The 23,997-nt window shown below is 74.6% G+C and carries 18 protein-coding genes; 11 read left to right on the plus strand and 7 right to left on the minus strand.

Going from position 1 to position 23,997, the window contains the following annotated elements; translation table 11 throughout:
- Positions 1 to 86 precede the first annotated feature (86 nt).
- Positions 87 to 1,028 (minus strand): TIGR01777 family oxidoreductase, encoded by a 942-nt coding sequence (locus ACF9IK_RS29440; protein WP_395297101.1) that lies wholly within the window; start codon positions 1,026 to 1,028, stop codon positions 87 to 89.
- Between the two features lie 243 nt (positions 1,029 to 1,271).
- Between ACF9IK_RS29440 and ACF9IK_RS29445 the strand changes: the two genes are divergently transcribed.
- Positions 1,272 to 2,141 carry a hypothetical protein gene (locus ACF9IK_RS29445; protein ID WP_395297102.1) on the plus strand — a complete coding sequence of 290 codons (870 nt, stop codon included), beginning with the start codon at positions 1,272 to 1,274 and terminating at the stop codon, positions 2,139 to 2,141.
- A 184-nt stretch (positions 2,142 to 2,325) separates the two neighbouring features.
- Positions 2,326 to 3,018, plus strand: a complete 693-nt coding sequence (locus ACF9IK_RS29450) for a YoaK family protein (RefSeq protein ID WP_395297103.1) — start codon at positions 2,326 to 2,328, stop codon at positions 3,016 to 3,018.
- A gap of 64 nt (positions 3,019 to 3,082) precedes the next feature.
- Here the strand turns inward: ACF9IK_RS29450 and ACF9IK_RS29455 are convergent, their stop codons facing one another.
- Entirely contained in the window at positions 3,083 to 3,763 is a 681-nt protein-coding gene (locus tag ACF9IK_RS29455; RefSeq protein WP_395297104.1) for an Rv1733c family protein, read from the minus strand.
- A 575-nt stretch (positions 3,764 to 4,338) separates the two neighbouring features.
- Between ACF9IK_RS29455 and ACF9IK_RS29460 the strand changes: the two genes are divergently transcribed.
- From ACF9IK_RS29460 to ACF9IK_RS29470, 3 genes are read left to right on the plus strand one after another with little or no spacing between them, the layout of a single operon-like run.
- Entirely contained in the window at positions 4,339 to 4,863 is a 525-nt protein-coding gene (locus ACF9IK_RS29460) for a PadR family transcriptional regulator (RefSeq protein WP_395297105.1), read from the plus strand.
- Positions 4,860 to 5,552 (plus strand): ABC transporter ATP-binding protein, encoded by a 693-nt coding sequence (locus ACF9IK_RS29465; protein WP_395297106.1) that lies wholly within the window; start codon positions 4,860 to 4,862, stop codon positions 5,550 to 5,552. Before ACF9IK_RS29460 ends, ACF9IK_RS29465 begins: the two co-directional genes overlap by 4 nt.
- Positions 5,549 to 7,780 (plus strand): ABC transporter permease, encoded by a 2,232-nt coding sequence (locus ACF9IK_RS29470; protein ID WP_395297107.1) that lies wholly within the window; start codon positions 5,549 to 5,551, stop codon positions 7,778 to 7,780. The genes ACF9IK_RS29465 and ACF9IK_RS29470 overlap by 4 nt, the downstream gene beginning before the upstream one ends.
- Before the next feature lie 56 nt (positions 7,781 to 7,836).
- On the opposite strand, the gene ACF9IK_RS29475 is transcribed toward ACF9IK_RS29470, so the two are convergent.
- Both ACF9IK_RS29475 and ACF9IK_RS29480 read right to left on the minus strand, forming a co-directional pair.
- A complete protein-coding gene (locus ACF9IK_RS29475) occupies positions 7,837 to 8,292 on the minus strand; it encodes a nucleotide triphosphate diphosphatase NUDT15 (RefSeq protein ID WP_395297108.1) in 456 nt (151 codons plus the stop codon).
- A gap of 42 nt (positions 8,293 to 8,334) precedes the next feature.
- The gene (locus tag ACF9IK_RS29480) at positions 8,335 to 9,852 is read right to left on the minus strand and encodes an SDR family NAD(P)-dependent oxidoreductase (protein WP_395297109.1); all 1,518 of its coding nucleotides are present in this window, start codon (positions 9,850 to 9,852) and stop codon (positions 8,335 to 8,337) included.
- 529 nt (positions 9,853 to 10,381) lie between these two features.
- Between ACF9IK_RS29480 and ACF9IK_RS29485 the strand changes: the two genes are divergently transcribed.
- The 5 genes from ACF9IK_RS29485 (at position 10,382) to ACF9IK_RS29505 (ending at position 20,227) form a co-directional block, all read left to right on the plus strand.
- On the plus strand, positions 10,382 to 11,968 hold the full coding sequence (locus tag ACF9IK_RS29485; protein WP_395297110.1) for a TIGR02677 family protein: 1,587 nt from the start codon (positions 10,382 to 10,384) through the stop codon (positions 11,966 to 11,968).
- Positions 11,965 to 13,149: a TIGR02678 family protein gene (locus tag ACF9IK_RS29490; protein WP_395297111.1), complete on the plus strand. Its 1,185-nt coding sequence runs from the start codon at positions 11,965 to 11,967 to the stop codon at positions 13,147 to 13,149. Before ACF9IK_RS29485 ends, ACF9IK_RS29490 begins: the two co-directional genes overlap by 4 nt.
- Positions 13,146 to 17,255: a TIGR02680 family protein gene (locus ACF9IK_RS29495; RefSeq protein ID WP_395297112.1), complete on the plus strand. Its 4,110-nt coding sequence runs from the start codon at positions 13,146 to 13,148 to the stop codon at positions 17,253 to 17,255. The genes ACF9IK_RS29490 and ACF9IK_RS29495 overlap by 4 nt, the downstream gene beginning before the upstream one ends.
- Positions 17,256 to 17,259: 4 nt before the next feature.
- Positions 17,260 to 18,552, plus strand: a complete 1,293-nt coding sequence (locus tag ACF9IK_RS29500) for a TIGR02679 family protein (RefSeq protein WP_395297113.1) — start codon at positions 17,260 to 17,262, stop codon at positions 18,550 to 18,552.
- Between the two features lie 211 nt (positions 18,553 to 18,763).
- The gene (locus ACF9IK_RS29505) at positions 18,764 to 20,227 is read left to right on the plus strand and encodes a GuaB1 family IMP dehydrogenase-related protein (protein WP_395297114.1); all 1,464 of its coding nucleotides are present in this window, start codon (positions 18,764 to 18,766) and stop codon (positions 20,225 to 20,227) included.
- Here ACF9IK_RS29505 and ACF9IK_RS29510 read toward each other — a convergent pair.
- The 3 genes from ACF9IK_RS29510 to ACF9IK_RS29520 form a co-directional block, all read right to left on the minus strand.
- Positions 20,188 to 20,976: a DUF5995 family protein gene (locus ACF9IK_RS29510; RefSeq protein WP_395297115.1), complete on the minus strand. Its 789-nt coding sequence runs from the start codon at positions 20,974 to 20,976 to the stop codon at positions 20,188 to 20,190. The two genes, ACF9IK_RS29505 and ACF9IK_RS29510, sit on opposite strands and share 40 nt — an antisense overlap.
- Positions 20,977 to 21,175: 199 nt before the next feature.
- A complete protein-coding gene (locus ACF9IK_RS29515) occupies positions 21,176 to 21,571 on the minus strand; it encodes a DUF3224 domain-containing protein (protein WP_395297116.1) in 396 nt (131 codons plus the stop codon).
- Positions 21,572 to 21,704: 133 nt separating this feature from the next.
- Positions 21,705 to 22,796, minus strand: coding sequence for a PP2C family protein-serine/threonine phosphatase (locus ACF9IK_RS29520; RefSeq protein ID WP_395297117.1), 1,092 nt, complete (start codon positions 22,794 to 22,796; stop codon positions 21,705 to 21,707).
- A 128-nt stretch (positions 22,797 to 22,924) separates the two neighbouring features.
- On the opposite strand from ACF9IK_RS29520, the gene ACF9IK_RS29525 reads away from it, so the two are divergent.
- Positions 22,925 to 23,884 (plus strand): pseudouridine synthase, encoded by a 960-nt coding sequence (locus tag ACF9IK_RS29525; RefSeq protein ID WP_395297118.1) that lies wholly within the window; start codon positions 22,925 to 22,927, stop codon positions 23,882 to 23,884.
- Positions 23,885 to 23,997 lie beyond the last annotated feature (113 nt).

Genomic DNA, 23,997 nt, shown 5'->3' on the forward strand with positions numbered 1-23,997 from the left:
TCCCTCTGCAATCGGTTGCACTGCCGCCCGCGTGCAGTGACGCACCCCTGCCCGGGAAGCCGCCCGGCGGAGGCGAGCCGCTCGGGTCAGGCCCGGCGGCGGCGCCGGGCCAGATCGACGGCGGCGGCCGGCCACTGCGGGTGCTCGAACCCGAACCCGGCCTCCTGCAGCCGCCCGGGCACCACCGTGCGGCTCTTCAGCAGCAGCTCGGTGTCCGAGCGCAGCGCGAACGCGCCGAGCTCGGCCATCCAGCGGGTGGCCGGCAGGCCCACCGGAATCCCCCAGGCGCGCCTGATCGCCTGCATGAACGCGCGCTGCGTCGCCGGGTGCGGCGAGGCGAGGTTGACCGGACCGGACAGCTCCTCCCGGTCGAGCAGGAACCGCACGGCGCGCACCAGGTCCCGGTCGTGGATCCAGGACAGGTACTGCGAGCCGCCGTGGATCGGACCGCCCAGCCCGCAGCGCGCGAGCCGCAGCATCATGTCGAAGGCGCCGCCGCGGTCGGGGCTCATCACCATCGCGCAGCGCAGCGCGACCTTGCGGGTCTGCGGCGTGGGGGAGATGTCCTGCGCGCGCTCCCAGGCCTTGGCGATGTCGACGCTGAAGTCCCAGTACCGCGGCACGTCCGGCTCGCCGCCGCCGAGGACGCCGCTCTCCTCGTCGTGCGGTGCACCGAAGTGGTGGGCGTAGATGGTGGCGGTGCTCATCTGCAGCCAGACCCGCGGTGGGCGCCTCGCGGCGGCGATCGCCTCGCCGACGACCCGGGCGGAGTCCACCCGGGAGTGCAGCATCTCGTGCTGGTTGGCCTCGGTGTAGCGGCAGTTGACGCTGCGCCCGGCGAGGTTGACCACGGCGTCGGCGCCGTCGACGGCCTCGGCCCAGCGGCCGAGGGTGCGGCCGTCCCAATAGAGCTCGCGGTCGGCGCGCGGCCGGCGGGTCAGGACCAGGACCTCGTGCCCCTCGGTGGTCAGCGCGCGGTCCAGGATCCGGCCGATCTGTCCGGTCCCACCGGGTATGACGATGCGCATCGAGTCCCCCTCTCGTGGTGTGGGTCCGAGCGTAGGGCAAAAGTGAACATGTTCAAAACCGGTCGTCGTCCCGGGATGCACCCCCGGTCGGCAGGCGGGCCTGTTTTGCGCGGCGTCGCGGTTCGCACTAGGTTTCGACGCCGTCGGCGCGGGGGGCCGCGGTGGAGCTGATCAGGGGTCAGGCGGCCGGTGGCCCCGGCCGGGCCGGCGGACGACACCACCTCGGGGGAAGGAAGCAGCACCTTGCGTACCGACCGCACTGCCCGCACCGACCGCACTGCCCCGGTCGACCGCACCGTCGCAACGGCGGTGGCCGCCGCTGCCGCGATCGCCTGCCTCGGCACGCTGAGCGCCTGCGGGCCGGACAACGGCGGCGACCAGAACGCCGCGCCGGGCAAGGCCGCGAGCCCGGCCGCGACCTCCCCGGCCGGCGGAACGGGCGCCGGCGCGCCGCAGCCGTCGGCCGGCGCCGCCAAGCCGTCCGCGGCCGGCTCCGCGTCCGCCGCCGGCACCCGGGACATCCCGGCCGGGGCCTGGATCGACCCGCGCAGCATCCCGCTGGACGCGACCTACCACTGGCCCGCTCCCGCCGGCGCCGCCAAGTCCGTCGCCGGCGCGCCCACGTTCAAACTCCAGGAGCTCTGCCACTCGAAGCTGTCCCCGGACACCGCTGACCTCGGCACCGGCCGGGCGGCCGCGCAGTCCCTGGCCGGCGCCGGCGGCCCCGACCGGTGGCAGGCCCAGCAGACCCTGCTGTACGAGGGCGACCCGCGCCCGAGCAGCGGCGTCGCGCAGAGCGCCCACGCGGTCTTCAGCGACCTCCGGGAGGAGGTCAAGGCCTGCGCGAAGACCGCCCCGGGCGCCACGGTCAAGGTGACCGGCCCCGAGAACGCGGACTACTTCGCCGCGACGGTGACCGTCCCGCAGGCCGGCGGCAACGCCGTCACCCTGCACGAGTACCTGACCGCCCCCGACGGCACGGTGAACGAGCTGGCCGTCTGGACGACCGGCAAGAGCGGTGCGCAGCCCAGGGTCCCGTGGGTCGGCCCGGCCGACGCGGACGTGGCCAAGGCTATGGACTCGGCGCTCTGCACCACCCTCAAGGACTGCTGAGGACCGCCGGAGGCCGCCGAGGCGACCTCCGGCGCCGGCCGACGGCCCGTCCGGCGGCGCAGCCTCCCGCCCCGCCCCCGCCCCTCCCCGGGCGCGGGGCGGCGTCGGCTCCCGGGCGCCGGTCGGGCGTAGAACGGACGGGGTGCCGGAACCGCCGGGCACGCACGACCGGAGGAGGAGCGCGATGAAGAGCGACCCACGCCACGGCCCGCTGGTGCCGATGCTGTTGGCGCTGACCGTCGTCACCGGCATGGTGGACGCCGTGAGCTACCTCGCCCTGGGCCACGTCTTCGTCGCCAACCAGACCGGGAACGTGGTCTTCCTCGGCTTCGCCCTGGCCGGCGCCCCGGGCCTCTCCGCAACCGCCTCGCTCACCGCGCTGGCCGCCTTCCTGCTGGGCGCGCTGGCCGGCGGACGGCTCGGCGAGCTCCTCCCCGGCCACCGCGGCCGGCTGCTCGTCGTCGCGGTCTCCGCCCAGGTGGTACTGCTGGCCGGCGCCACCCTGCTCGCGGCCCTGGCGGGCCACACCGCAACCCCGGCCCGGTACGGCCTGATCACGCTGCTCGGTCTCGCGATGGGGTGGCAGAACGCGGTGGTCCGCCACCTGAGAGTGCCCGATCTCACCACCACCGTGCTGACCATGACCATCACCGCCCTGGCCGCCGACCGGCGGGGCCGCCGCCGCCTCGCCTCCGCCGTCTGGATGCTCGGCGGCGCGCTGCTCGGCGCGCTGCTGGTGCTCCACGCCCGCATCACCGGCGCCCTGGCCGTGGTCCTCGCCCTGCTGGTCGCCGTCGCCCTCCGCACCCGCGCCGCGGGCGCCGCCGGCCCGGGCGCCCCCGCCCCGGCCTGGACCGCCCCGGACGGCGCGCCCTGAGTCCGGGAGGACCCGGCGCGCAGGCCGACGGGATCCGGGAGGGAGGGCCCGGCCCCGTCCGGACCTAGTCGTCCTGCGGACCGCCGGGGCTGTTGGCGGTCCGTCCGCTCCACAGCGGTTCGTGGCGGGCCCACGACTGCGCCCAGGCGCGGTCGGCGCGGCGGTCGAGAACCCGCAGCCGCAGGGCCAGGGCGCCATAGACGCCGGTCCCGAGGGCCGCGAAGCCGGCGAGGCCGAAGCAGACCGCCTCGACGGCGAGGCCGACCGCGGACGGCGGGGCGTCGTGGGGCCTTCCGCCGGGGTCGACCAAGAGGGTGACGGTGGATCCGGCCGCGACGGTGCGGCGCACCTCGACGGTGCCGGTGTGCGGCTGTCCGTCGGGTGCGGTCCAGCCGGCCCGGACGGTGGCGCGCTCCCGGGAGTCGCCGGACCAGTGGGCACCGGGGGTGGCGGTGGGCCGCTCGGTGGCGAGGACGGTGGCCTCGACCGGCGTCAGGCGGGCCCGGTCGGCCGCGGCCGTGCGCACGGCCGCCCGGTGGGCGAGCAGCGCGCCGCCGACGGAGACGGCGAGGGCGAGCAGCAGCGCGAGCGCCGCCGCGGCCCGGGCCCGGCTGCGGGAACGGTCCAGCGGGCGGGCGAGCGGCCCGCGGAGCCGGTGGCGGCGGGTGTCGAAGGCCCGCCGCAGCTGCCGGGCGGCGCGTCGCGGCGGCGACCCGGGCCGGGGCGGGCGGGGTGTGCTGGACACGGCTTGGCTCCTCGGGGTCGGCGCGGGCACGACGGCGGGCGGGGCCCGGACGGGATCGGCGGCGTCCGCCGGGCTCCGGCACCCAATCTCCCCCTGCCGGAAGCCCGGCACAAGAGCCGTGCGCGCTCGTGCCACCGGGACGTCCGGTGTCGCCTCCCCCGTGGCGGAAAGGGACGTTGGGCACTGTCCGACCGGCTGCGGCAGGGACGTTCGGCCCTCGGCGGGGGAGGGGGCGGCGGGGCAGGCTGGGGGACAGCCGCGTCCTCCACGTGCCGGGACGCGGCAGGCCCGGCCCGCTGTGGGGGCTCGTCGGGCCGCGGTGCGGGAGCGGGCGGCGGCGTGGGGCCGCCCCCGCTCCGGCCGCGAGGGCCCTGCGCGTCGAGCGATCGGTGCACGCTCCGAACCGCGTGTGCCCGCGTGTGCCCGCGTGCGCCCGCGCCGGTCCGGCGCCCGCCCGGCGCTCCAGTGCCCCCCTCAGGCCCCTCGTGCCTCCGCCGATCCATCGACTTCGCAGGTCAGTGCCGTATTCTCGCCAGCTATACACTCGGAGTATACCTCTGGTGTATGTTCCTCCTATGAGTGTTCCTTTGACCCTCCTCGGGCTGCTGGAGCGGGAGCCGAGCCACGGCTACGACCTCAAGCGCGACTACGACACCTTCTTCGGACGCGGCAAGCCCCTTCCGTACGGCCAGGTCTACGCCACGCTCGGGCGGCTCGCCCGGGACGGCAAGGTGGTGGCGGGCGAGGCCGAGCCCGGCGACGGGCCGGAGCGCAAGCGGTACGTCATCACCGAGGCCGGTGTGACCGAGTTCGAGCACTGGCTCACCGAGCCCGTCGAACCCGAGCCGAACCTGCAGTCGGTGCTGTTCACCAAGGTCGTGCTCGCCCTGATGCTCGGCCGCGACGCCGAGGTGTACCTCGACACCCAGCGCGCCGCCCACCTGCGGCGGATGCGCGAACTGACGGAACTCCGCCGCAGCGGCGCCCTGGTGGACTCCCTGCTCGCCGACCACGGACTGTTCCACCTGGAGGCCGACCTGCGCTGGATCGACCTGACCACCGCCCGCCTGGACGCGCTCGCCGAGGCGGTGCGCCCGTGACCACGCTGATCGAGGCCCGCGACCTCACCCTCTCCTTCGGCGAGACCCCCGCCCTGCGCGGCGCGAGCCTGGCCGTCGACGCCGGCGAGGTGCTCGCCGTCATGGGGCCCAGCGGCTCCGGCAAGTCCACCCTGCTGCACTGCCTGGCCGGCATCCTCACCCCCAACTCCGGCGAAGTGCACTTCGCCGGACGCCGCCTCGACACCATGACCGAGGCCGAGCGCAGCGCCCTGCGCCGCGACACCTTCGGCTTCGTCTTCCAGTTCGGCCAGCTCGTCCCCGAGTTGACCGCCGAGGAGAACGTCGCCCTGCCGTTACTCCTACGCGGCACCAGGCGGGCGGCCGCACTGGCCGAGGCCCGCCCGTGGTTCGCCCGGCTCGGCCTGGACGGCATGGAACGGCGCCGCTCCGGCGAGCTGTCGGGCGGACAGGCCCAGCGGGTCGCCCTCGCCCGCGGGCTGGTGGCCCGTCCGCAGGTGCTCTTCGCCGACGAGCCGACCGGCGCGCTGGACTCGCTCACCGGCGAGCACGTGATGGAGCTGATGGTCGGCGCCGCCCGCGAGCAGGGCACCGCCGTGGTCCTGGTCACCCATGAGCCCCGGGTCGCCGCCTACGCGGACCGCGAGGCGATGGTCCGGGACGGCAGGGCCAGGACGACCCGGCTCGCGCCGGAGCAGGTGGCCCCGTGATCGCCTTCGCACTCCGCCTCGCCGTCAGCGGTGGGCGGGAGGCCCTGGCCCGGCTGCTCATGATCGCCGCCGCCGTGGCGGTCGGCGTCGGCCTGCTGCTCTCCGCGCTGGCCGGCATCAACGCCGTCGACAGGTCCAACGAGCGGCTGCTGTGGACCAACACCGGCGCGGTGAGCCGCACCGAGACCGCGCCGGTGGACCCGCTCTGGTGGTGGGACCACGGTGACTACTTCGACGGCAAGGCGATCTTCCGGGTCGACGTCGCCGCCACCGGGCCGACCGCGCCGGTACCGCCGGGCCTCGACAGGCTGCCGGCGCCCGGCGAGTACTACACCTCGCCGGCGCTCGCCGAACTGCTGCGCACGACCCCGGCCGTGGAACTGGGCGACCGCTTCCCCGGCCGTCCGGTCGGAGTCATCGGCGACGAGGCACTCTCCTCCCCGGACTCGCTGTACCTGATCGCGGGCCGCACACCGGCGGAGATCGAGCACATGCCCGGGGCGAGCAAGGTGACCACGATCGCCACCGCCCTCCCGCCCTCCTGCGAGCACGACCACTGTCCGGGGCTGGGTGTGCGCGGCGACGCCATGACGCTGATCCTCTCGGTGGTGGCCGGCGCACTGATCTTCCCGGTGGTCGTCTTCATCGGCACCGCGACCCGGCTCTCCGCCGCCACCCGCGAGCAGCGCTACGCGGCGATGCGGCTGGTCGGCGCCACCCCACGGCAGGTCTCGACGGTCTCGGCGGTGGAGTCCACGGTGGCCGCGTCGGCCGGCACCGCCCTCGGCTTCGGCCTGTTCCTCCTGTTGCGCCCGCTGGTGGCGACCGTCCCCTTCACCGGCGACCGGTTCTTCGTCGAGGACCTGACGCTCACCCCGCTCCAGGCGGCGGCGACCGCTCTGGGCGTCCCGCTGGCGGCGGCGGCCGCGGCCCGGCTGGCCCTGCGGCGGGTCGTCGTCTCGCCGCTGGGCGTCACCCGCCGGGTGACCCCGAAGCCGCCGAGCGCCTGGCGGCTGGTTCCGCTGCTGGGCGGCCTCGCCGAGCTCGGCTACTTCGCCGACCGCCGTCCGGAGACCACCGACGGGCAGACCGCGGCCTACCTGACCGGCTTCCTGGTGATCATGCTGGGCCTGGTGATCGCCGGACCCTGGCTGACCATGGCGGCCGCCCGCGGCGTGGCCCGGCGCACCAGCCGGCCGGCCACCCTGGTCGCCGTCCGCCGACTCGCCGACGACCCGAAGGCGGGCTTCCGCTCGGTCGCCGGCCTCGTGCTCGCCCTCTTCGTCACCACGGCGACGGTCTGCATCATCGGCACCATCAACGAGAACCGCGGCACGCTCAGCGGGGACCCGCAGACCCGGGTCGCGGTCGAGCAGAGCGGCCTGGTCGACGACCCCCCGATGACGGACGCCGTGTCGGCGAAGCTGCTGGCCGACATCCGGGCGGTGCCCGGCTTCCGCGGCCTCCTGGTGGGCCACGACAATCCGAAGGCGGTCGGCGCACTGCCGGGTGAGCGCCCCGGGTTCGCGCCGAACCTGGTGCTCTGCACCGACCTCGCCCAGGTCCCGGTGGTGGGCCGCTGCCCGGCCGGCGCGAGCGTCGCCGGCGTCCCGTCGTGGGGCTTCCTGAGCCTGCGGTCGATCTCCCAGATGGAGTGGCCGGCGGCACCGGTCTCCGCGGAGGAGGCGGCCGCGCTGCCCGTGCGCAACGTCTACGTGACCACCGACGGTTCCACCGCGGCCATGGAGCGGGTCCGGACGCTGCTCACCACGGCCCACCCGGGATACGGGCCCCGGACGGTCGGCGACTGGGGTTCCGCCCAGCAGAAGGAGCTGGCCGGGTGGCGCCAGCTGGCCAACGTGGTGCTGCTGACCACCCTGCCGATCGCCGGCTGCAGCCTGGCGGTGAGCGTGGTCGCGGGCCTGTCCGACCGCAGGCGGCCGTTCGCGATACTCCGGCTCACCGGGGCGCCGCTGCGCCTGTTGCAGCGGGTGATCGGGCTGGAGAGCGCGCTGCCGCTGCTGGTGGTGGCGGCGATCGCGACCGGGACGGGCTTCGCGGCGTCCGCGATGTTCCTCAAGTCCCAGATGCACTACGACCTGGTGTCACCGGGCGCGGTGTACTTCGTCCTGGTGGCACTCGGTCTGGCGGCCGCGCTCGGGATCGTCGCCTCGACGCTGCCGCTGCTGAAGCGGATCACCGGCCCCGAGGCGGCCCGCAACGGCTGACCCCGGCCTCCGGGAGGGGCGAGCCTGCGCCCCGGGCCCTACCCCGTCGTCCGCGCTCAGCGGGCGACGGGGTACGCGTACGTGCCCGGGCGCAGGGCGGGCGGACGGTCCGTCAGCCAGCTGCCCAGCACCAGTGCGGACGGGTAGAACATCGGCTCCGGCAGGGCGTCCAGCGGGAACCGTTCCCAGCCGGCGCAGGCGTGCGGTTCGGTGACCTCGGCGACGGCCAGGCTCGGCGGCGCGAGGACGGCCGCGGTCAGCCGGGGCCGGCCGAGCTCGTGGTCGAGCAGGACGCCCAGCACCCGCATCTCCCCGGCCGGCAGCACGATGCCGGTCTCCTCGGCCAGCTCCCGTGCGGCGGCCTGCTCGAAGGACTCCCCGGGGGCGTCCACCTTGCCGCCGGGCAGGCTCCAGGTCGGCGGCTCGCCGGCCGTGGTCCGGCGGCCGATCAGGACCCGGCCGTCCCCGGTGGGGACGATCACGCCGGCGCCGATCAGTGGTGCGGTGGTCAACTCGGTCTCTCCCTCGGGTCGGCGCCTGCCGGTTGGCGCGGTCTACCAGTTGGCGCGCTCGTAGTCCTTCAGGAAGCAGCCGTAGAGGTCCTCGCCCCGTTCGCCGCGGACGATCGGGTCGTAGACCCGGGCCGCCCCGTCGACGAGGTCGAGGGGAGCGTGGAAGCCCTCGTCGTGCAGCCGCATCTTGTCCGGGTGCGGGCGCTCGTCGGTGATCCAGCCGGTGTCGACGGCGGTCATCAGGATGCCGTCGGCCTGGAACATCTCCTCCGCGCTCGTGCGGGTGAGCATGTTCAGCGCGGCCTTGGCCATGTTGGTGTGCGGGTGGCCGGCGCCCTTGTAGCCGCGGGCGAAGACGCCCTCCATGGCGGAGACGTTGACGACGTACTTGCGGCGGGACGTCGAGGCGGCCATCGCCGGACGCAGTTGGCTGATCAGGATGAACGGCGCGGTGGAGTTGCAGAGCTGGACCTCCAGCAGCTCCACCGGGCCGACCTCGCTCACGGTCTGCACCCAGCTGTTGGTGGGCGCGAGGTCCGGGACGAGGCCGCCGGCGTCGATGGCCGTGCCGGCCTCGATCCGGGCGGGCGTGGCGGAGCCGGTGACCAGGGCGAGCGAGGTGACGTCCTCGGCTGAGATCCGTTCGCCCTCGCCGCCCGCCTGGTGTGGCAATGCGGGCAGGTCGACGCTTCCGCTGCCGAACCGGCCGATGGTGGTGGACTGCGGAAGCTCGCCGGCCGGCAGCGGCGCGGACTCGGCGGCGACCAGCTCGCGGTAGGACTCCGGCGGGCGGCGTACGGTCTGCGCGGCGTTGTTGATCAGGATGTCCAGCGGGCCGTCCGCGGCCACCTCGTCGGCGAGCGCCATCACCTGGGCGGGGTCGCGCAGGTCGATGCCGACGATCTTGAGGCGGTGGATCCACTCGGCGCTGTCCGGCATGGCCTTGAAGCGTCGGATCGCGTCGTTGGGGAAGCGCGTGGTGATGGTGGTGTGGGCGCCGTCGCGCAGCAGCATCAGCGCGATGTACATGCCGATCTTGGCGCGGCCGCCGGTGAGCAGCGCCCGCTTGCCGGTGAGGTCGGCGCGGGCGTCCCGGCGGGACCGGTTCTTGACCGCGCAGGCCTGGCAGAGGTTGTGGTAGAAGGCGTCCACCTCGACGTACCGGGTCTTGCAGGTGTAGCAGGAGCGGGGGCGCTCCAGGACGCCGGCGATCTCGGTGGTGGTGACGGTGGTCAGGCCGAACGCGCCGGCCGTCTCGTCGTCGATCCGGGTCGGCGCCCCGGTGGCGGTGCGGGCGGTGACGGCGCGGTCGTTGGCGGTCTTCCGGGCCCGGGTCTCCTGGCGGCGGCGCTGCTTGAGCGTGCGGAATATGCCGCCGACGGCCTGGCGGACGGTGATCGCGTCCGGGTGGTCGACGTGCAGGGTGTCCAGCTCGGCGAGCACGTCGAGACAGAGCCGCAGGCGCTGCGGGTCGAGGCCGGGACCGTAGTCGATCTCCTCCTCGGTGCCCTCGGTGCCCTCGATGCCGCTGTCCTGCCCGATGTCCGTGCCCGCCGTCATGCCCACTGCCGTTTCCTGGTTCGCCTTGCCGTCTACCGCGTGAATGCTACGGGAGGGGGCCCGAGCGGGGCGAAAGCCCGATCGCTTGGAGGAACCTCCAGTCCGGTTCGCGAACCGGTGATCACGGTTTGTGCACTGTGCCGGCGATGGCTCGCGGACTGGCGTCCTCACCGGTGGTTCGGCGAGGATTGGTCCACGGGTCAAGGGAGCCATGTGCGTCCACCCGTTCCCGGCCCAGTCCGCACCCCAGGTGTATCCACTGAACGCCGGAGTTCCCCCCATGCGTTTCCTGAACGATCTTCAGCCCTCGTGCGACCTCACGATCGCGCACTGATCGACGGTCATCGGGCTCTGTGCGCCGGGTGCTGCTGTGGTGCGTCTCGAAGGTGAGGGCGTCTTCGGCTGGAGGTCCTCGGAGCGCGTCCACCGCTGACGCGTCTCCGGGGGCTCGCCCTCCGCGTCGGGTCGTGTACGGGAGGTTTCCCGAATCCGGGCCAGGGCCGGCGAGCTGTCTGGGATACTCGGGCGGGTGACCACCGCGCCGCCGCAGCCCTTCGCCCACCTGAACGCGCCGAAGGCCGAGTTGTACGGACAGGTGCTGGGCGTGTTCGCGCAGGCTCGGGAGCGGTTCATCGTCCACCTGCGTCCGGAGGACGTGGCCGGTGAACTCCGCCGGAGCGCGGACGCGGGTGCTCACACGGTCTCACCGGAGGCGGTCGGCGGGGTGCTGGAGCAGTTGGTGGAGTGGGGCAACCTGCGGGCCGACGCCGACACCGGTCGGGTCACCTCGGTCGAGGACTTCCACCGTGCCCGGTACCTGTACCAGCTCACCCGGCACGGTCAGGCGGCGTTGCGGGCCGTCGAGCTGTACGAGGAAGCGCTCGGCCAGCGCGGTCAGTTGCAGTCCGTGGCGCTCGCGGACATCGCCGAGCAGCTCGGCTCCCTGCTGGCGTTGGCCGAGCAGGACCATCCGGATCCGGTCAAGGCCCATCTGCTGCTGCTCCAGCTCGCCGAGCGGTTCGGCAGCCTGGCTGACAACGCGCAGGCGTTCATGGCCTCGCTCCGGCGGACCATCGACTTCCAGGAGGGCGACGAGGATGCGTTCATCGCCTACAAGGACCGGCTGGTGGAGTACATCGAGCGGTTCATCGCCGACCTGGCCAACCGCGGCGCGCAGATCGCGGATCTGATCGACCGCGTGGAAGGCGCCGGGGTGGCTCGCCTCCTGCTGGCGGCCGCTCGGCGTGAAGCCAGCGACGCCGTTCCCGGCGGGGATGAAGGGGAGGGCGTGGCCGATCAGGCCAGGCAGGCGGCCCTGACCTCCGCGCTTACCGCGTGGGAGAACCGCTGGCGCGGCCTGACCGACTGGTTCCTCAGCCGTTCCAGCCGTCAGCCCTCACAGGCGAGGCTGCTGCGTGGTGCTGCCGTCAGCGCGATCACCGGCCTGGTCAACACGGTCGCGGCGCTCAACGAGCGGCGCGGTGGCCGCACCGACCGCTCGGCCGACTTCCGGGCCCTGGCGCGGTTCTTCGCCGAGGCGCCGGACGACGCGGCGGCGCACCGGTTGTGGCGGGCGGCGTTCGCGCTGACCCCGGCTCGGCATCTGACGGTGGACGCGGCGACGGAGGCGGCCTGGCAGGATGCGGACCTGCCGGCGTCGACTCCGTGGGGCGAGGCGCCGCCGTTGGAGATCAGCCCGCGGTTGCGCGAGACCGGCTCGTACGAGCGGCGCGGGGCGCCGAACCGGGTCACCGACCGGGGCTCGGCGCGGCAGGCGCTGGCCGAGCAGGTCGAGCGGGAGGCGGAGCAGACTGCCGCGGCCAGGGCCAGGCTGGCCACCGCCGGGCCGGTGCTGCTCTCCGCCCTCGCGGGTCCGAACGGGTTGGACGCCCAGGAGTTCCGGCTGTTCCTGGCCGTTCTCGGCGACGCGCTGTCAGCCCGTATACCGGGGGAGAACGAGTCCTCGGCGATCACCGGTGACGGCACGATGGAGATCCGGTTGAAGCTGGTGGACGCGGAGCAGGTGGTGGAGATTTCCACGGTGGACGGCGTTCTGTCCGGCCCCGAGCACGTGGTCGAGATCATCGACCTGGCGCCAGTGGGAGGTTCGGCATGAGCGCCGCGCCGTTGGTCGACGTCCAGGCGGAGCGCCGCAGGGCCGCCCGGGCTCTGCTGGCCGCACCGCTGCTGACCATCGCGGACGAGGAGTTCAGGCTGGTGCGCAAGCACGCGGCCGAGCTCGCGGCCTGGTTCACCCAGGAGACCGGCTGGCGGCTGGTGGTCGATGCGGAGACCGCTCGGCTGTTCAAGTCGCCGGCGCGGTTGGACGACGCGAGCCGGCCGGCCCGTGCTCCGCGGACCAGGGTGCCGTTCACCCGCCGGCGCTACGTGCTGCTCTGCCTGGCGCTCGCGGTGCTGGAGCGCGCGGACGCGCAGATCACGCTCGGACGGCTCGCCGAAGGAGTGCTCACCGCGGCCGGCGATCCGGCCCTGGCGGCGGCCGGGGTGGAGTTCCGGATGGAGCGCCGTGAGGAGCGCTCGGACCTGGTCGCGGCCGTGCGGCTGCTGCTGGAGTGGGGAGTGCTGCACCGGGTGGCGGGTGACGAGGAGGCGTACCTGTCCGCCTCCGCCAATGACGTGTTGTACGACGTGCGCCGACGGGTGCTGGCAGGACTGCTGGCGACCACGCGCGGGCCGTCCACCGTCACGACCGCCGACCCGGACCGGCGGCTCCTCGCGCTGACCGAGGAAGTCGCCCCGGACACGGACGAGTTGCGGCTGCGTTCGCTGCGCCACCGGTTGACCAGGAGGCTGCTCGACGACCCCGTGGTCTACTACGTCGAGCTCCCCGAGGACGAACGCGCCTACCTGGTCTCCCAGCGGCATGCGATCACCCGTCGGATCACCGAATTCACCGGGCTGGTGGCCGAGTCGAGGGCCGAGGGCATCGCCATGGTGGACCCGGAGGACGAGCTGACCGATGTGCGGATGCCCGAGCAGGGGACCGAGGGCCATGTCACGCTGCTGGTGGCCGCCCACCTCGCCACCGTCGACGGTCCGCGCACGATGGCGCAGTTGGTGAAGCTGGTTCGCGAACTCGCCGTCCTGCACTCCGCGTACTGGCGCAAGTCCGCTGCCGAACCGGCCGCCGCGGCCGACCTGCTGGCGCAGGCGGTGGACCGCCTCACCGCGCTGGACCTCGCCACCGTCGACGGCGAAACGGTGTGCGCCAAGCCCGCCCTGGTCCGCTACGCACTGGCCGCACCGACCATCCGAAAGGCCCGCTCCCGCTCATGACCCTGCCGCAGCCCACCAAGACCCGCTGGCAGCCGCTGCGCGCCGGGCTCGTCGACATCTTCTACTACGACGCCGAGGAGTTCCGCTTCCACGACGGCCGGCTGCTGCTGCGCGGCAACAACGGCACCGGCAAGTCCAAGGTGCTCGCCCTCACCCTGCCGTTCCTGCTCGACGGCGAACTCGCGCCGAACCGGGTCGAGCCGGACGGCGACCGGGCCAAGCGGATGGAGTGGAACCTGCTGCTCGGCGGCAAGCACCCCAACGACGAGCGCACCGGCTACACCTGGCTGGAGTTCGGCCGGATCGGCGAGGACGGCACCGCGCAGTACCGGACCATCGGTTGCGGGCTGAAGGCCGTCAAGGGCCGCGGTATCGCCAAGCACTGGTTCTTCACCACCGCCCTGCGCGTCGGTCCGGACCTGCCGCTGCTGTCCCCGACCCGGGTCCCCTACACCCGTGAGCGGCTTCGGGACGCCCTGCAGGGGCACGGCCTGGTGCACGACACCGCCACCGAGTACCGCCGCGCGGTGGACGAGCAGCTGTTCGGCCTGGGCCAGGAGCGGTACGAGGCGCTGGTCGCCCTGCTGATCCAGTTGCGCCAGCCGCAGCTGTCGAAGAAGCCGGACGAGAAGCTGCTGTCGAAGGCGCTGACCGAGTCCCTGCCCCCGTTGGATCCGGCGCTGGTCGGCGAGGTCGCCGAGGCGTTCCGCGGTCTGGACGAGGAGCGGCAGGCGCTGGTGGCGCTGTCCGAGGCGTCCGGGGCTGCCGCGAGCTTCCTCACCCACTACCGCCGGTACGCGCAGGTCGCCGCCAAACGCCAGGCCGGCGTGCTGCGGGTGGCACACAGCCGCTACGAGCACCTGGGCCGCGACCTCGGCGAGGCGGAGGCGGAACACGCCACCGCCGAGGAGGAGCTGGCGCAGACCGAGGCGCGCATGGTCGAGCTCGAGGACGACCGGGTCCGGCTCACGGCCGCCCGTGACGCGCTGAACCGCAGTCCCGAGATGGACGCGGCCAGGGAGTTGGAGCAGGCCGCTCGTACTGCCGAGACCCTGGGCAGGGCCGCGCTCGACCGGGTGGCCGCGCGGGAGACGGCACAGCGCACCGCCGCCGACTGGAGCCGGCGAAGTGCGGCCGCCCTGGCCCAGACGGCGGCGGACCAGGCCGCACTCGACCAGGCCGAGAGCGCCGTCCGCGGCTGCGCCGAGGAGGCCGGGCTCGACCACGCCCCGGTGGCCGAGGCCCTGGCCCGCGACCATGCGCCCTACTCGGACACTCGGCAGGCGGGCGAGCGGGCGGTGGAGCGCCGCCGCCAGGCTGTCACGGGTCTGACCGAGCTGCTCACCACCGCCGAGCGGGCCCGCGACCGGGCTCGGGAGGCCCAGGCGGAGGCGGGCCGCCGCGCCTCGGACCTGGAGGCCGGGCGGGAGCGTGCCGCACTCGCCGTCGAGGCCGTCGCCGACCGGGGCGCCGAACTCGTGGCGGAGTACCGGGCCTGGACCGCGAGCACCTCCGAACTCCGACTCACCGACCCGGACCAGGCGCTGGCCGCCCTGGGGGACTGGACCGAGACCCTGGCGGGCCCGAACCCGGCGGCCGAAGCCGCCGCACATGCCCACCGCGAGCACTCCGCCCGGCTCACCCGCCGGGAGACCGAACTCGACGCCGAGCGCGCCGCGGCCCGGCGCGAGCGGGAGGCGGTGGACGAGGAGCTAGCCCGCCTCGAGTCGGGCGGGCACGACGCTCCGCCCGCCCCGTACACCCGCGACCGGCACGGCCGCACCGGTCGGCCGGGTGCACCGCTGTGGCGGGCCGTCGATTTCGCCGACCACGTTCCGCCCGCCGACCGCGCCGGGATCGAAGCCGCCCTGGAGGCGGCCGGCCTGCTCGACGCCTGGCTCACACCCGACGGCGCCCTGCTCGCCGCGGACACCCATGACGCCGTGCTGCTGCCCGACGGAGTGGCCCGCGGTGCTTCGCTCGCCGCCGTGCTGCGCCCGGCCGTCGACCGGGCCGACCCGATGGCCGCCGCACTCGGCGACGAGACCGTGTCGGCCGTACTCGCGTCGATCGGTCTGGGGACGGACTCGCCGCACCCCAGCCGGGTTGCCACGGACGGCTCCTACCGGCTCGGTGCGCTGGCCGGGGCCTGGAGCAAGCCCGCCGCTCACTACATCGGCGAGGGCTCCCGCGAGGCCGCGCGCCGCACCCGGCTCGCCGAACTGGCCGACCGTCGCACCGGGCTCGCCGCCGCCATCGCGGCACTGGACGAGCAGCGGGCGGCGGTACGCGAACGCGCCGCCGTGCTCGCCGCCGAGTTGCGGACCGTGCCCGCCGACCAGGCACTGCGCGAGGCCCACACCCGCCAGAGCCACGAGGCCGATGCGGTACGGCGCCTGGCGGAGCGTCAGGAGGACGCGGAACGGCTGGCCGTGGCCGGTCACGAGGAAGCGGTCGAAATCGCGGCCCAGGTCGAGGAGTACGCCGCGGACACCGGCCTGACCGCAACCCGGCAGGCCCTCGACGAGGTCCGTGAGGCGCTGTCGGGCTACCGCGCTGCGCTTGCCACCCTGCTGCCGGCGGCCACGGCCCGAGCCCGCTCCGCCGCAGACGCCACCGAGGCCGCCGCCGAGGCGGAGACCTCCGCACATGCCCTGGCCGACGCCGCCGACGCCGCCGAACAGGCCCGCCGGACCGCCGAGGCGGCCGCCGAACGGCACCGAGTGCTCGGCGAGACCGTCGGAGCGAGCGTCGACGAACTCTTCCACCGGCTCGCCGAGACGGACGCCGCCCTGGAGCGGCGCGCCGCTGCGGAGAAGGCCACCCGCGCCGCGCGCGACACGGCCCTGTCGGCCCGGGCCCGTGCCGAAGGCCGTCGGTCCGAGATCCGCACCCGGATCACCGAGGCCACCGCAGAGCGGGACCGCGCGGTCACCGCACTGCGGGCCTTCGCCGCCACCGGCCTGCTCACCACCGCCCTGCCGGAGCTCGTCGTTCCACCGTCGGACGGGCCGTGGGCACCGACCCCGGCCGTGACGCTGGCAAGGGCCGTCCACCAGGAACTCGAAACCGTTGACGACGCAGACCGCCGCTGGGAACTGGTCCAGCAGCGGATCACCGCCGAGCACAAGATCCTCACCGACGCGCTCGCCCGCCACGGCCACTCGGTGGGCATGACCCTGCACGAGGGCGTCATGGTCGTCGACGTCCTCTTCCAGGGCCGCACCCACGACGTGCCGACGCTCGCCTCCGCGCTGCGCGACGAGGTCGAGCAGCGCGGCCGCCTGCTGTCCGCCAAGGAGCGCGAACTGCTGGAGAACCACCTGGTGGGCGAGGTGGCGGGCGTCCTCCAGGAACTGATCGCCCGGGCCGAGGAGCAGGTCCAGGCGATGAACCGGGACCTGGCGGACCGGCCCACCTCCACCGGCATGACACTGCGCCTGCTGTGGCAGCCCGCGAAGGACGCACCGCAGGGGCTCGAAGCCGTTCGCACCCGCCTGCTGCGCCAGTCCTCCGACGCCTGGCGCCCGGCCGATCGCGCCCTGGTGGGGGAGTTCCTGCAGGCCAGGATCGCGCAGGACCGTGAGGAGCACCCCGGCGACTCCTGGGCCGACCAGCTCACCCGCGCGCTCGACTACCGGACCTGGCACATGTTCACCATCCAGCGCCGGCAGGACGGCCAGTGGAAGCCCGCCACGGGCCCGGCCTCCGGTGGTGAGCGGGTGCTGGCCGCCTCCGTCCCGCTCTTCGCCGCCGCCTCCTCGCACTACTCTTCCGGCAGCCCGCACGCGCCCCGCCTGATCGCTCTCGACGAGGCCTTCGCAGGAGTGGACGACGACTCCCGGGCCAAGTGCCTCGGCCTGCTCGCCTCCTTCGACCTCGACGTGGTGATGACCAGCGAGCGCGAGTGGGCCTGCTACCCGACCGTCCCCGGGATCGGTATCGCCCAGCTGACCCGGCGCGAGGGCATCGATGCGGTCCTCGTCACGCCCTGGCGCTGGGACGGCCGCGAGCGCTCCCGCGAACAGCGGCCGGTGCCGTACGTGCCGAACACGGCGGCCGAGCCGCCGCTTGACGAGCAGCTCGCGCTGCTCGGGGACGGTTGATCCGGTGGACTCCGGCACCAGCGGATCGGCGGCCGACCTGCCGCGCCTGCGCAGGCTGCTCGGCGGAGCCGAGACCGTCTGGCTGGTGGAGCGCGCCCGCGAACGGATGGCGACCGGCCGCCCGCTGGACACCCCCGCCACCCTCAAGGACGGCACCGTTGAACAGCGGCGCGCCGTCGAGCTGCTGCTCGGCCGCCGCCTCCGCTCCGGCCGCTCGCTGTCGGTGCCGCTCGCGGAGGTCGACCGGATCCTGCGCGAATCGCTGGCCTGTCCCGACGGGCTGGCGGCCGCCGTCGTCCTGCTCACCGGGCCGGTCGCCGACCGGCGTGCCGAGGCGGCGGCCTCGGCCGACGCGTGGCGCAGCGCCTTCGCACCGCTCGACGCGGTGTGCGACCGAGCCGAACTGGCAGCGTGGCGCGCGCGGATGGAGTCCACCGGCCTGCTCAAGCGGCTCTCCGCCGGAGATCCGGTCACCGCGCGGCAACTGGCGGTGCAGGCAGCGTCGGTTCTCGCGGAGCTGCCCGCCGACCCGGCCGCCGCGCTGACCGTGCCCGTGCTCGCCGCCCGCTGCCTGGCGGACGCGCACGCGCTCGACGAGGGACGGCCGCTGGCCGCACTCGTCCGGTCCGCCGTCAAGGCGCTCGCCGGCCTGTCGGACGGGGCAACCACCGGGGCCGAGGGCCGCCGCATCCTCTGGGCAGCCGTCGGCGTGGCCGTCGACGACCTGTCCTCACGCGTGCTGGCCCTGGGCCTGCCCGGCTCGAACCGGTCCGGTACCGGCCGGATCCTCGCTGCCGCCCGGGAGGACGGCGAGCCGTGCGTCCTGACACTGCGCCAACTCGTCCGCTCTGACTGCGATCTGGGGGATTCGGGCCCGCTGGTGCGGGTCTGTGAGAATCCGGCGGTGGTCGCCGCCGCGGCCTCCTCACTCGGTGCCGACTGCCCGCCGCTGGTCTGCGTGGAGGGGAGCGTCTCGATGGCCGCCCGCACCCTGCTCGCCCGGCTCTCCGCGGAGGGCAGCCGCCTCGCCTACCACGGGGACTTCGACTGGGGCGGCGTCCGCATCGCCGCGGGCGTCCTGGCCCTGCCGGGCGCGCTCTCCTGGCGCTATGACCGCGCCGCCTACCTCGCCGCCGTCGGCGCCGGGCTCGGCACGCCGCTGATCACGGGCAGCCCGTCGCCGACTCCGTGGGACCCGTCGCTGCGCGCGGCCATCGAGCGCCACGGCATCCGGGTCGAGGAGGAGATCCTGCTGGAGGACCTGCTCGGTGACCTGCGCGGTCCCCTCGTTCGGTGAGTCGCAGGCTTCCGTTTTAGAGGTTCCTACAAGGTGGCCGGGCGGACAGTCGGTCAGCGTTGTGTGGATCTTCAAGGATCGCGTGTGAACTCGCTTTCGACCTGGGTATCGGCAAGTATTGACGGTTGGGTGCGGGGCGCCCGAGTGCGCTCGGCCGGCCGGCCCTAACCGCACCCGAGGTCTACCCTCCCGAAGTCAGAGAGCCTTCTTCATGCGTTTCTTGAACCCCCAGACCGGCACTATTGACGACCGTTATTCGGGACCGTACGACCTCACGTACGACGACGTCTTCATGGTCCCCAGCCGCTCCGCGGTGGGGTCCCGCCAGAGCGTCGACCTCTCCTCGAACGACGGCACCGGCACCACCATCCCGCTGGTCGTCGCCAACATGACCGCGATCGCCGGCCGCCGGATGGCCGAGACCGTCGCCCGCCGCGGCGGGCTGGTCGCCATCCCGCAGGACATTCCCACCGAGGTGATCGCCGAGGTCGTCGGCTGGGTCAAGCAGCGGCACCTGGTGCACGACACCGCGATCACCCTGGCCCCCGGCGCCACCGTCGCCGAGGCGCTCTCGCTGCTGCACAAGCGCGCGCACGGCGCGCTGGTGGTGGTCGAGGACGGCAAGCCGGTCGGTGTGGTCACCGACTCCGACTGCCAGGGCGTCGACCGCTTCACCAGCCTCGCCGACGTCATGTCGCGCGACCTGCTGCTGCTCGACGAGGGCATCGACCCGCGCACGGCGTTCGACAAGCTGAGCGAGGCGCACCGCAAGCTCGCCCCGGTCGTCGACCCCGAGGGCCGCCTGGTCGGCATCCTGACCCGCAAGAACGCGCTGCGCGCCACCCTCTACACCCCGGCCGTCGACGACCGGGGCCGACTGCGGATCGCCGCCACCGTGGGTATCAACGGCGACGTCGCGGGCAAGGCGAAGGCCCTGATCGAGGCCGGCGCCGACGTGTTGGTGGTCGACACCGCGCACGGCCACCAGGAGAGCATGATCAGCGCACTCCAGGCGGTGCGCGGGCTGGACCCGCGGATCCCGATCGTGGCCGGCAACGTGGTCTCCGCCGCCGGTGTCCGCGATCTGGTCGAGGCGGGCGCCGACATCCTGAAGGTCGGCGTCGGCCCCGGCGCCATGTGCACCACGCGGATGATGACCGGCGTCGGTCGCCCGCAGTTCTCCGCCGTCCTGGAGTGCGCCGCAGAGGCGCGCCGGCTCGGCAAGCACGTCTGGGCCGACGGTGGCGTCCGCCACCCGCGTGACGTCGCGATGGCGCTGGCCGCCGGTGCGTCCAACGTGATGATCGGCTCCTGGTTCGCCGGTACCTACGAGTCGCCGGGCGACCTGCAGACCGCCGCCGACGGCCGCCAGTACAAGGAGTCCTTCGGCATGGCCTCGGCGCGCGCGGTGAGCAACCGCACCGCCCAGGACTCCTCGTACGACCGGGCCCGCAAGGCGCTGTTCGAGGAGGGCATCTCGCACTCGCGGATGTTCATCGACCCGGCCCGCCCGGGCGTCGAGGACCTGATCGACTCGATCGTGGCCGGCGTGCGCAGCTCCTGCACCTACGCGGGCGCCTCCAGCCTGGAGGAGTTCCACGAGAAGGCCGTGGTCGGCATCCAGAGCGCGGCCGGCTACGCCGAAGGCAAGCCGCTGCACTCCAGCTGGGCCTGATCGCCCCGGTCCACTCGCCCGGCGGGCTCCCGGCCGAGACCTCCGTCGGGTTCCCCGTCGTGATCCCGGCCGCGTTCGGCGTCGTGCTCCTCGGTGGGCCCGAGCGGGGTGAGCAGGGCGCGGCCGAGCAGGCCGACCGAGCCGTCCAGCGCGTCGGCCAGCGCCGCGGCCGCGCGCGGCGCCCCGCGCAGCTCCCAGAGGGCGCGGGCGCTCACCCAGGCCGCGTCCCGGGCGGTGCCCACCGACCAGGCGCCCACCCGGTGCGTCAGCGGCTCGACCCGCTCCAGCAGGTCCGGCCCGGGCATCAACCGCTCCCGGACGTCCGCCTCCACGCCCGCCAGCAGGCCGTCGATCCGCCGGTAGTCCCCGGCGAGGTGCTCCGGTGCGCAGCCGAGCCGACGACAGGTGTCCACCACCGCGAGCGGCAGGTCGTGCTGGATGTGGGCGTTCATCCCGGCCAGTGCGAACTGCAGCGGGTGCACCCCCGGGTGTGCCCGCCGCTCGAACAGCGGCTGCCAGCAGGCCGGAGGCCGGCGACCCGCCGCGACGGCGTCCACGGCCAGGAGGTAGCGCCCGGCGAACACCGCGTCCAACTCGGCCGTCGCCGCGGGGTCGGCGAAGTACGGCCGGGTCAGCCGGTCGCGCACCACCTCGGTCACGGTGAGGTACATCCGGTTGAACACCGCGACGCCGTCACCCGCCGGCAGGCCTGCGCCGATCGCCCGCAGTCGGCCGATCACTGCGTCCACCCGACGCAGACGCGGCCGCAGACGCGGATGCGGCCGCCGGCCGTGCTCGGTTGCCGTCACTCTCCCAGCTGTTGCTGCCGCCTCCGCCGTACGGGGCATGTGCCACCCTCCGCGATCAACCGTGCACTGATCGCATCATCGTGTCAGTGCGTTGATCGGCCGAGGCGGTGCCGCGCGGGCGGCGGGGCGGTCCGTGTCGTCAGCCCAGCTCGTACTCCAGGGTGTAGGTGTGACGGCCCTCGTCGTCCACGGTCAGCTCGAAGGTCCCGGTGATCCCGGCCAGATCGCCCGCGCCCGTCCCCGACACCACCCGGATCGCCAGCCGCTCGCCGCTGCTGCCGGGTGCCGCGTGCTGGAGGACGAACGACCCCTTCCGCCCGTCCAGCTCGCCGGTGAAGCGCTCCACCGCGACGTACGCCGCCGGCCCGCCGCCGCCGTCCAGCACGGAGAGCATCCGCACCGTGCTCCGGCCGGTCAGGCCGCCCGTGAACTCCTTGGTGATCCGGACCCGGCCGAGCGTGGCACCGGGCTCCTCGTCCGTCTCCTCCGGCTCGAACGCCGTCACCTCGAACGCCCCGCTCGACCTCGCACCCATGGCGCACTCCGTTCATGACGACGGACGGTTCGGCACCCCGCCGACCCGCGCACAGGCTTGCACGAGCCACTGACATCCGCGCCGTGCCGGTGTGCGCGTCGCCCGGGCACGGCCCCGGGGCCCGGGCGCCCGGTCAGCGCTCCCAGCACAGGGCGAGCAGGGCGGCGTCGTCCGCCAGGCCGGAGCCCCCGACCCAGGCGCGGACCTCCGCCAGCAGGGCGTCCAGCACGTCCTCCGGGCTGCCCGCCGTGATCTCCGCCAGCCGCTCCGCCACCGGGAAGAACCGGCCGGCCGCGTTCCGGGCCTCCGAGACGCCGTCGGTGTAGAGCAGCAGCAGATCGCCCGGTCCGGGGTCGAAGGAGCCCACCCGGTAGTGCCCGCCGAGCAGGTCGAGCAGGCCCAACGGCGGGGCGTGCTCCGCCGGCACCAGCTCGGTCACGCGGCCCGCACGGCGCAGCAGCGGGTGCGGGTGCCCGCAGTTGACGAACCCGGGCCGCCCGCCCGGCCCGTCCACCTCCAGCAGCACCGCCGTCACGAACCGGTCGTTCTCCGGTCGGCCCGCCAGCGCCGCGTCCAGCCGCTCGGCCAGCCGGCCGAGGTCCGGCTCCGTCCGGGCCGCCTCGCGGAACACCCCCAGGACGTCCGCCGCCGTCTCCACCGCCGGCAGCCCGTGCCCCTGCACGTCCCCCAGCAGCACCCGGACGCCCTGCGGGCCGTCGGCCGCCTCGTACAGGTCCCCGCCGATCCGGGCCTCGGCCGCGGCCGCGACGTACCGCACGGCGACCCGCAGCGGGCCGAGGTGCTCCGGCGGCGGCCTCAGCAGCGCCCGCTGCGCCGCCTCGGCCACCGTCCGGACCTCGAACAGCTCACGCTCCCGGGTCGCCACCAGGACGACGGTCCCCGCGCTGACCAGCGTGGCGGCCACGACGGTGACCAGCGCGGCCAAGTGCACGGAGGAGGGCAGCCGGCCGTTGACGGACTCCAGCACGGCGACGAGCGCCGTGGCGATCGCCCCGGTCACGAGCGGTCGCAGGGCCCGCCGGGTGGTCGCCCCGGCCAGCATCGGCGCCACCGCGAGCACCGGGGAGAGAGTCGTCCCCGGACCGGTCACCAGGTCCACCACCACCGCCGCGACCAGCAGCAGCACCGCGCCGGCCAGCAGCAACCTGGTCCCCCGCGGCAGGCGCAGCGGCGGCAGGGCGTCCGGCGGGCCGTCGGCGGTCACACGCACACCTCCCGGGGGTGGGTCGGTCAGCGGGCCTCACCGTCCACTCTCCACCGCTCCCGCACCACCCGGCACGTCGGGACACCGCCCGGCGTGATCCGCGGGGCACGCCCTAAGCTGGCGGCGAGATGAGACGCAGGAGCAAGGTGCCACCCGCCCCCCTGCCGCAGCGCCTCGGGGTCGACCCGGTGCACCTGCGGCTGCCCGTCGAGGGCGCGTGGCCGACGCTGCGCGCCTACCTGGAGGAGTGCCTTCCCACCGTCGCGCCGGAGCGGATCGCCGCGCTGCTGTCCCGGCGCGAGATCGTGGGCGAGGCCGGGCCGGTCGGGCCGGACGAGCCCTTCCGGCCCGGCGCGCACCTCTGGCTCCACCGGGACCTGCCCGACGAGGTCCCCGTCCCCTTCGAGCTGGACGTGCTGTACCACGACGACCACCTGGTCGTGGTCGACAAGCCGCACTTCCTGGCCACCACCCCGCGTGGCCGTCACGTGGTCGAGACGGCGCTGTCGCGGCTGCGGCACACCCTCGGCCTCCCCGCCCTCAGCCCCGCGCACCGGCTGGACCGGCTGACCGCGGGCCTGGCGATGTTCGTGGTGCGCCCGGAGGACCGCGGCGCCTACCAGACGCTCTTCCGGGACCGCCTGGTCCGCAAGGAGTACCGGGCCGTCGCGCCGTACGACCCGGCGCTGGCGCTGCCCCGCACGGTGCGCAGCCACATCGTCAAGGAGCGCGGCGTGATCGCCGCCCGGGAGCTGGACGCCCCGCCCAACAGCGAGAGCCGGATCGAGCTGGCCGAGCACCGGGACGGCCTCGCCCGCTACCGGCTGCGGCCGCTGAGCGGTCGCACCCACCAGCTGCGGCTGCACATGAGCGGCCTCGGTGTACCGATCCTCGGCGACCCGGTGTACCCGGTACTGTTGCCGGACCCGGCTCCGGACGACTTCCGCCGGCCGCTGCAACTGCTCGCCTCCGGCATCGAGTTCACCGATCCGCTGACCGGCCGACCGTGCCGCTTCGAAAGCCGCCGCACCCTGGCAGCCTGGTCGGACCCGGCCGGCTGGGCCGGGGGCGCGGCGCCGCGGCGGTAGCCGGCGGACGCGCCCGGGGGAGCCGTTCGTCGGACCGGCGCGGAGTGCGGCCGTTCCGCCCGGCCCGACGACGGCCGGTCGGCCGGTCCGGCAACGGTCGGGCGGTCGGTCTA

Source organism: Kitasatospora hibisci (assembly GCF_043950205.1).
Classification (GTDB): Bacteria; Actinomycetota; Actinomycetes; order Streptomycetales; family Streptomycetaceae; genus Kitasatospora; species Kitasatospora hibisci.

Bases quoted from the DNA above. Each gene is read 5' to 3' on its own strand.
- ACF9IK_RS29450 (WP_395297103.1), top strand. From the start codon at position 2,326: ATGAAGAGCGACCCACGCCACGGCCCGCTGGTGCCGATGCTGTTGGCG.
- ACF9IK_RS29440 (WP_395297101.1), bottom strand. From the start codon at position 1,028: ATGCGCATCGTCATACCCGGTGGGACCGGACAGATCGGCCGGATCCTG.
- ACF9IK_RS29490 (WP_395297111.1), top strand. From the start codon at position 11,965: ATGAGCGCCGCGCCGTTGGTCGACGTCCAGGCGGAGCGCCGCAGGGCC.
- ACF9IK_RS29505 (WP_395297114.1), top strand. From the start codon at position 18,764: ATGCGTTTCTTGAACCCCCAGACCGGCACTATTGACGACCGTTATTCG.
- ACF9IK_RS29495 (WP_395297112.1), top strand. From the start codon at position 13,146: ATGACCCTGCCGCAGCCCACCAAGACCCGCTGGCAGCCGCTGCGCGCC.
- ACF9IK_RS29480 (WP_395297109.1), bottom strand. From the start codon at position 9,852: ATGACGGCGGGCACGGACATCGGGCAGGACAGCGGCATCGAGGGCACC.
- ACF9IK_RS29460 (WP_395297105.1), top strand. From the start codon at position 4,339: ATGAGTGTTCCTTTGACCCTCCTCGGGCTGCTGGAGCGGGAGCCGAGC.
- ACF9IK_RS29525 (WP_395297118.1), top strand. From the start codon at position 22,925: ATGAGACGCAGGAGCAAGGTGCCACCCGCCCCCCTGCCGCAGCGCCTC.
- ACF9IK_RS29515 (WP_395297116.1), bottom strand. From the start codon at position 21,571: ATGGGTGCGAGGTCGAGCGGGGCGTTCGAGGTGACGGCGTTCGAGCCG.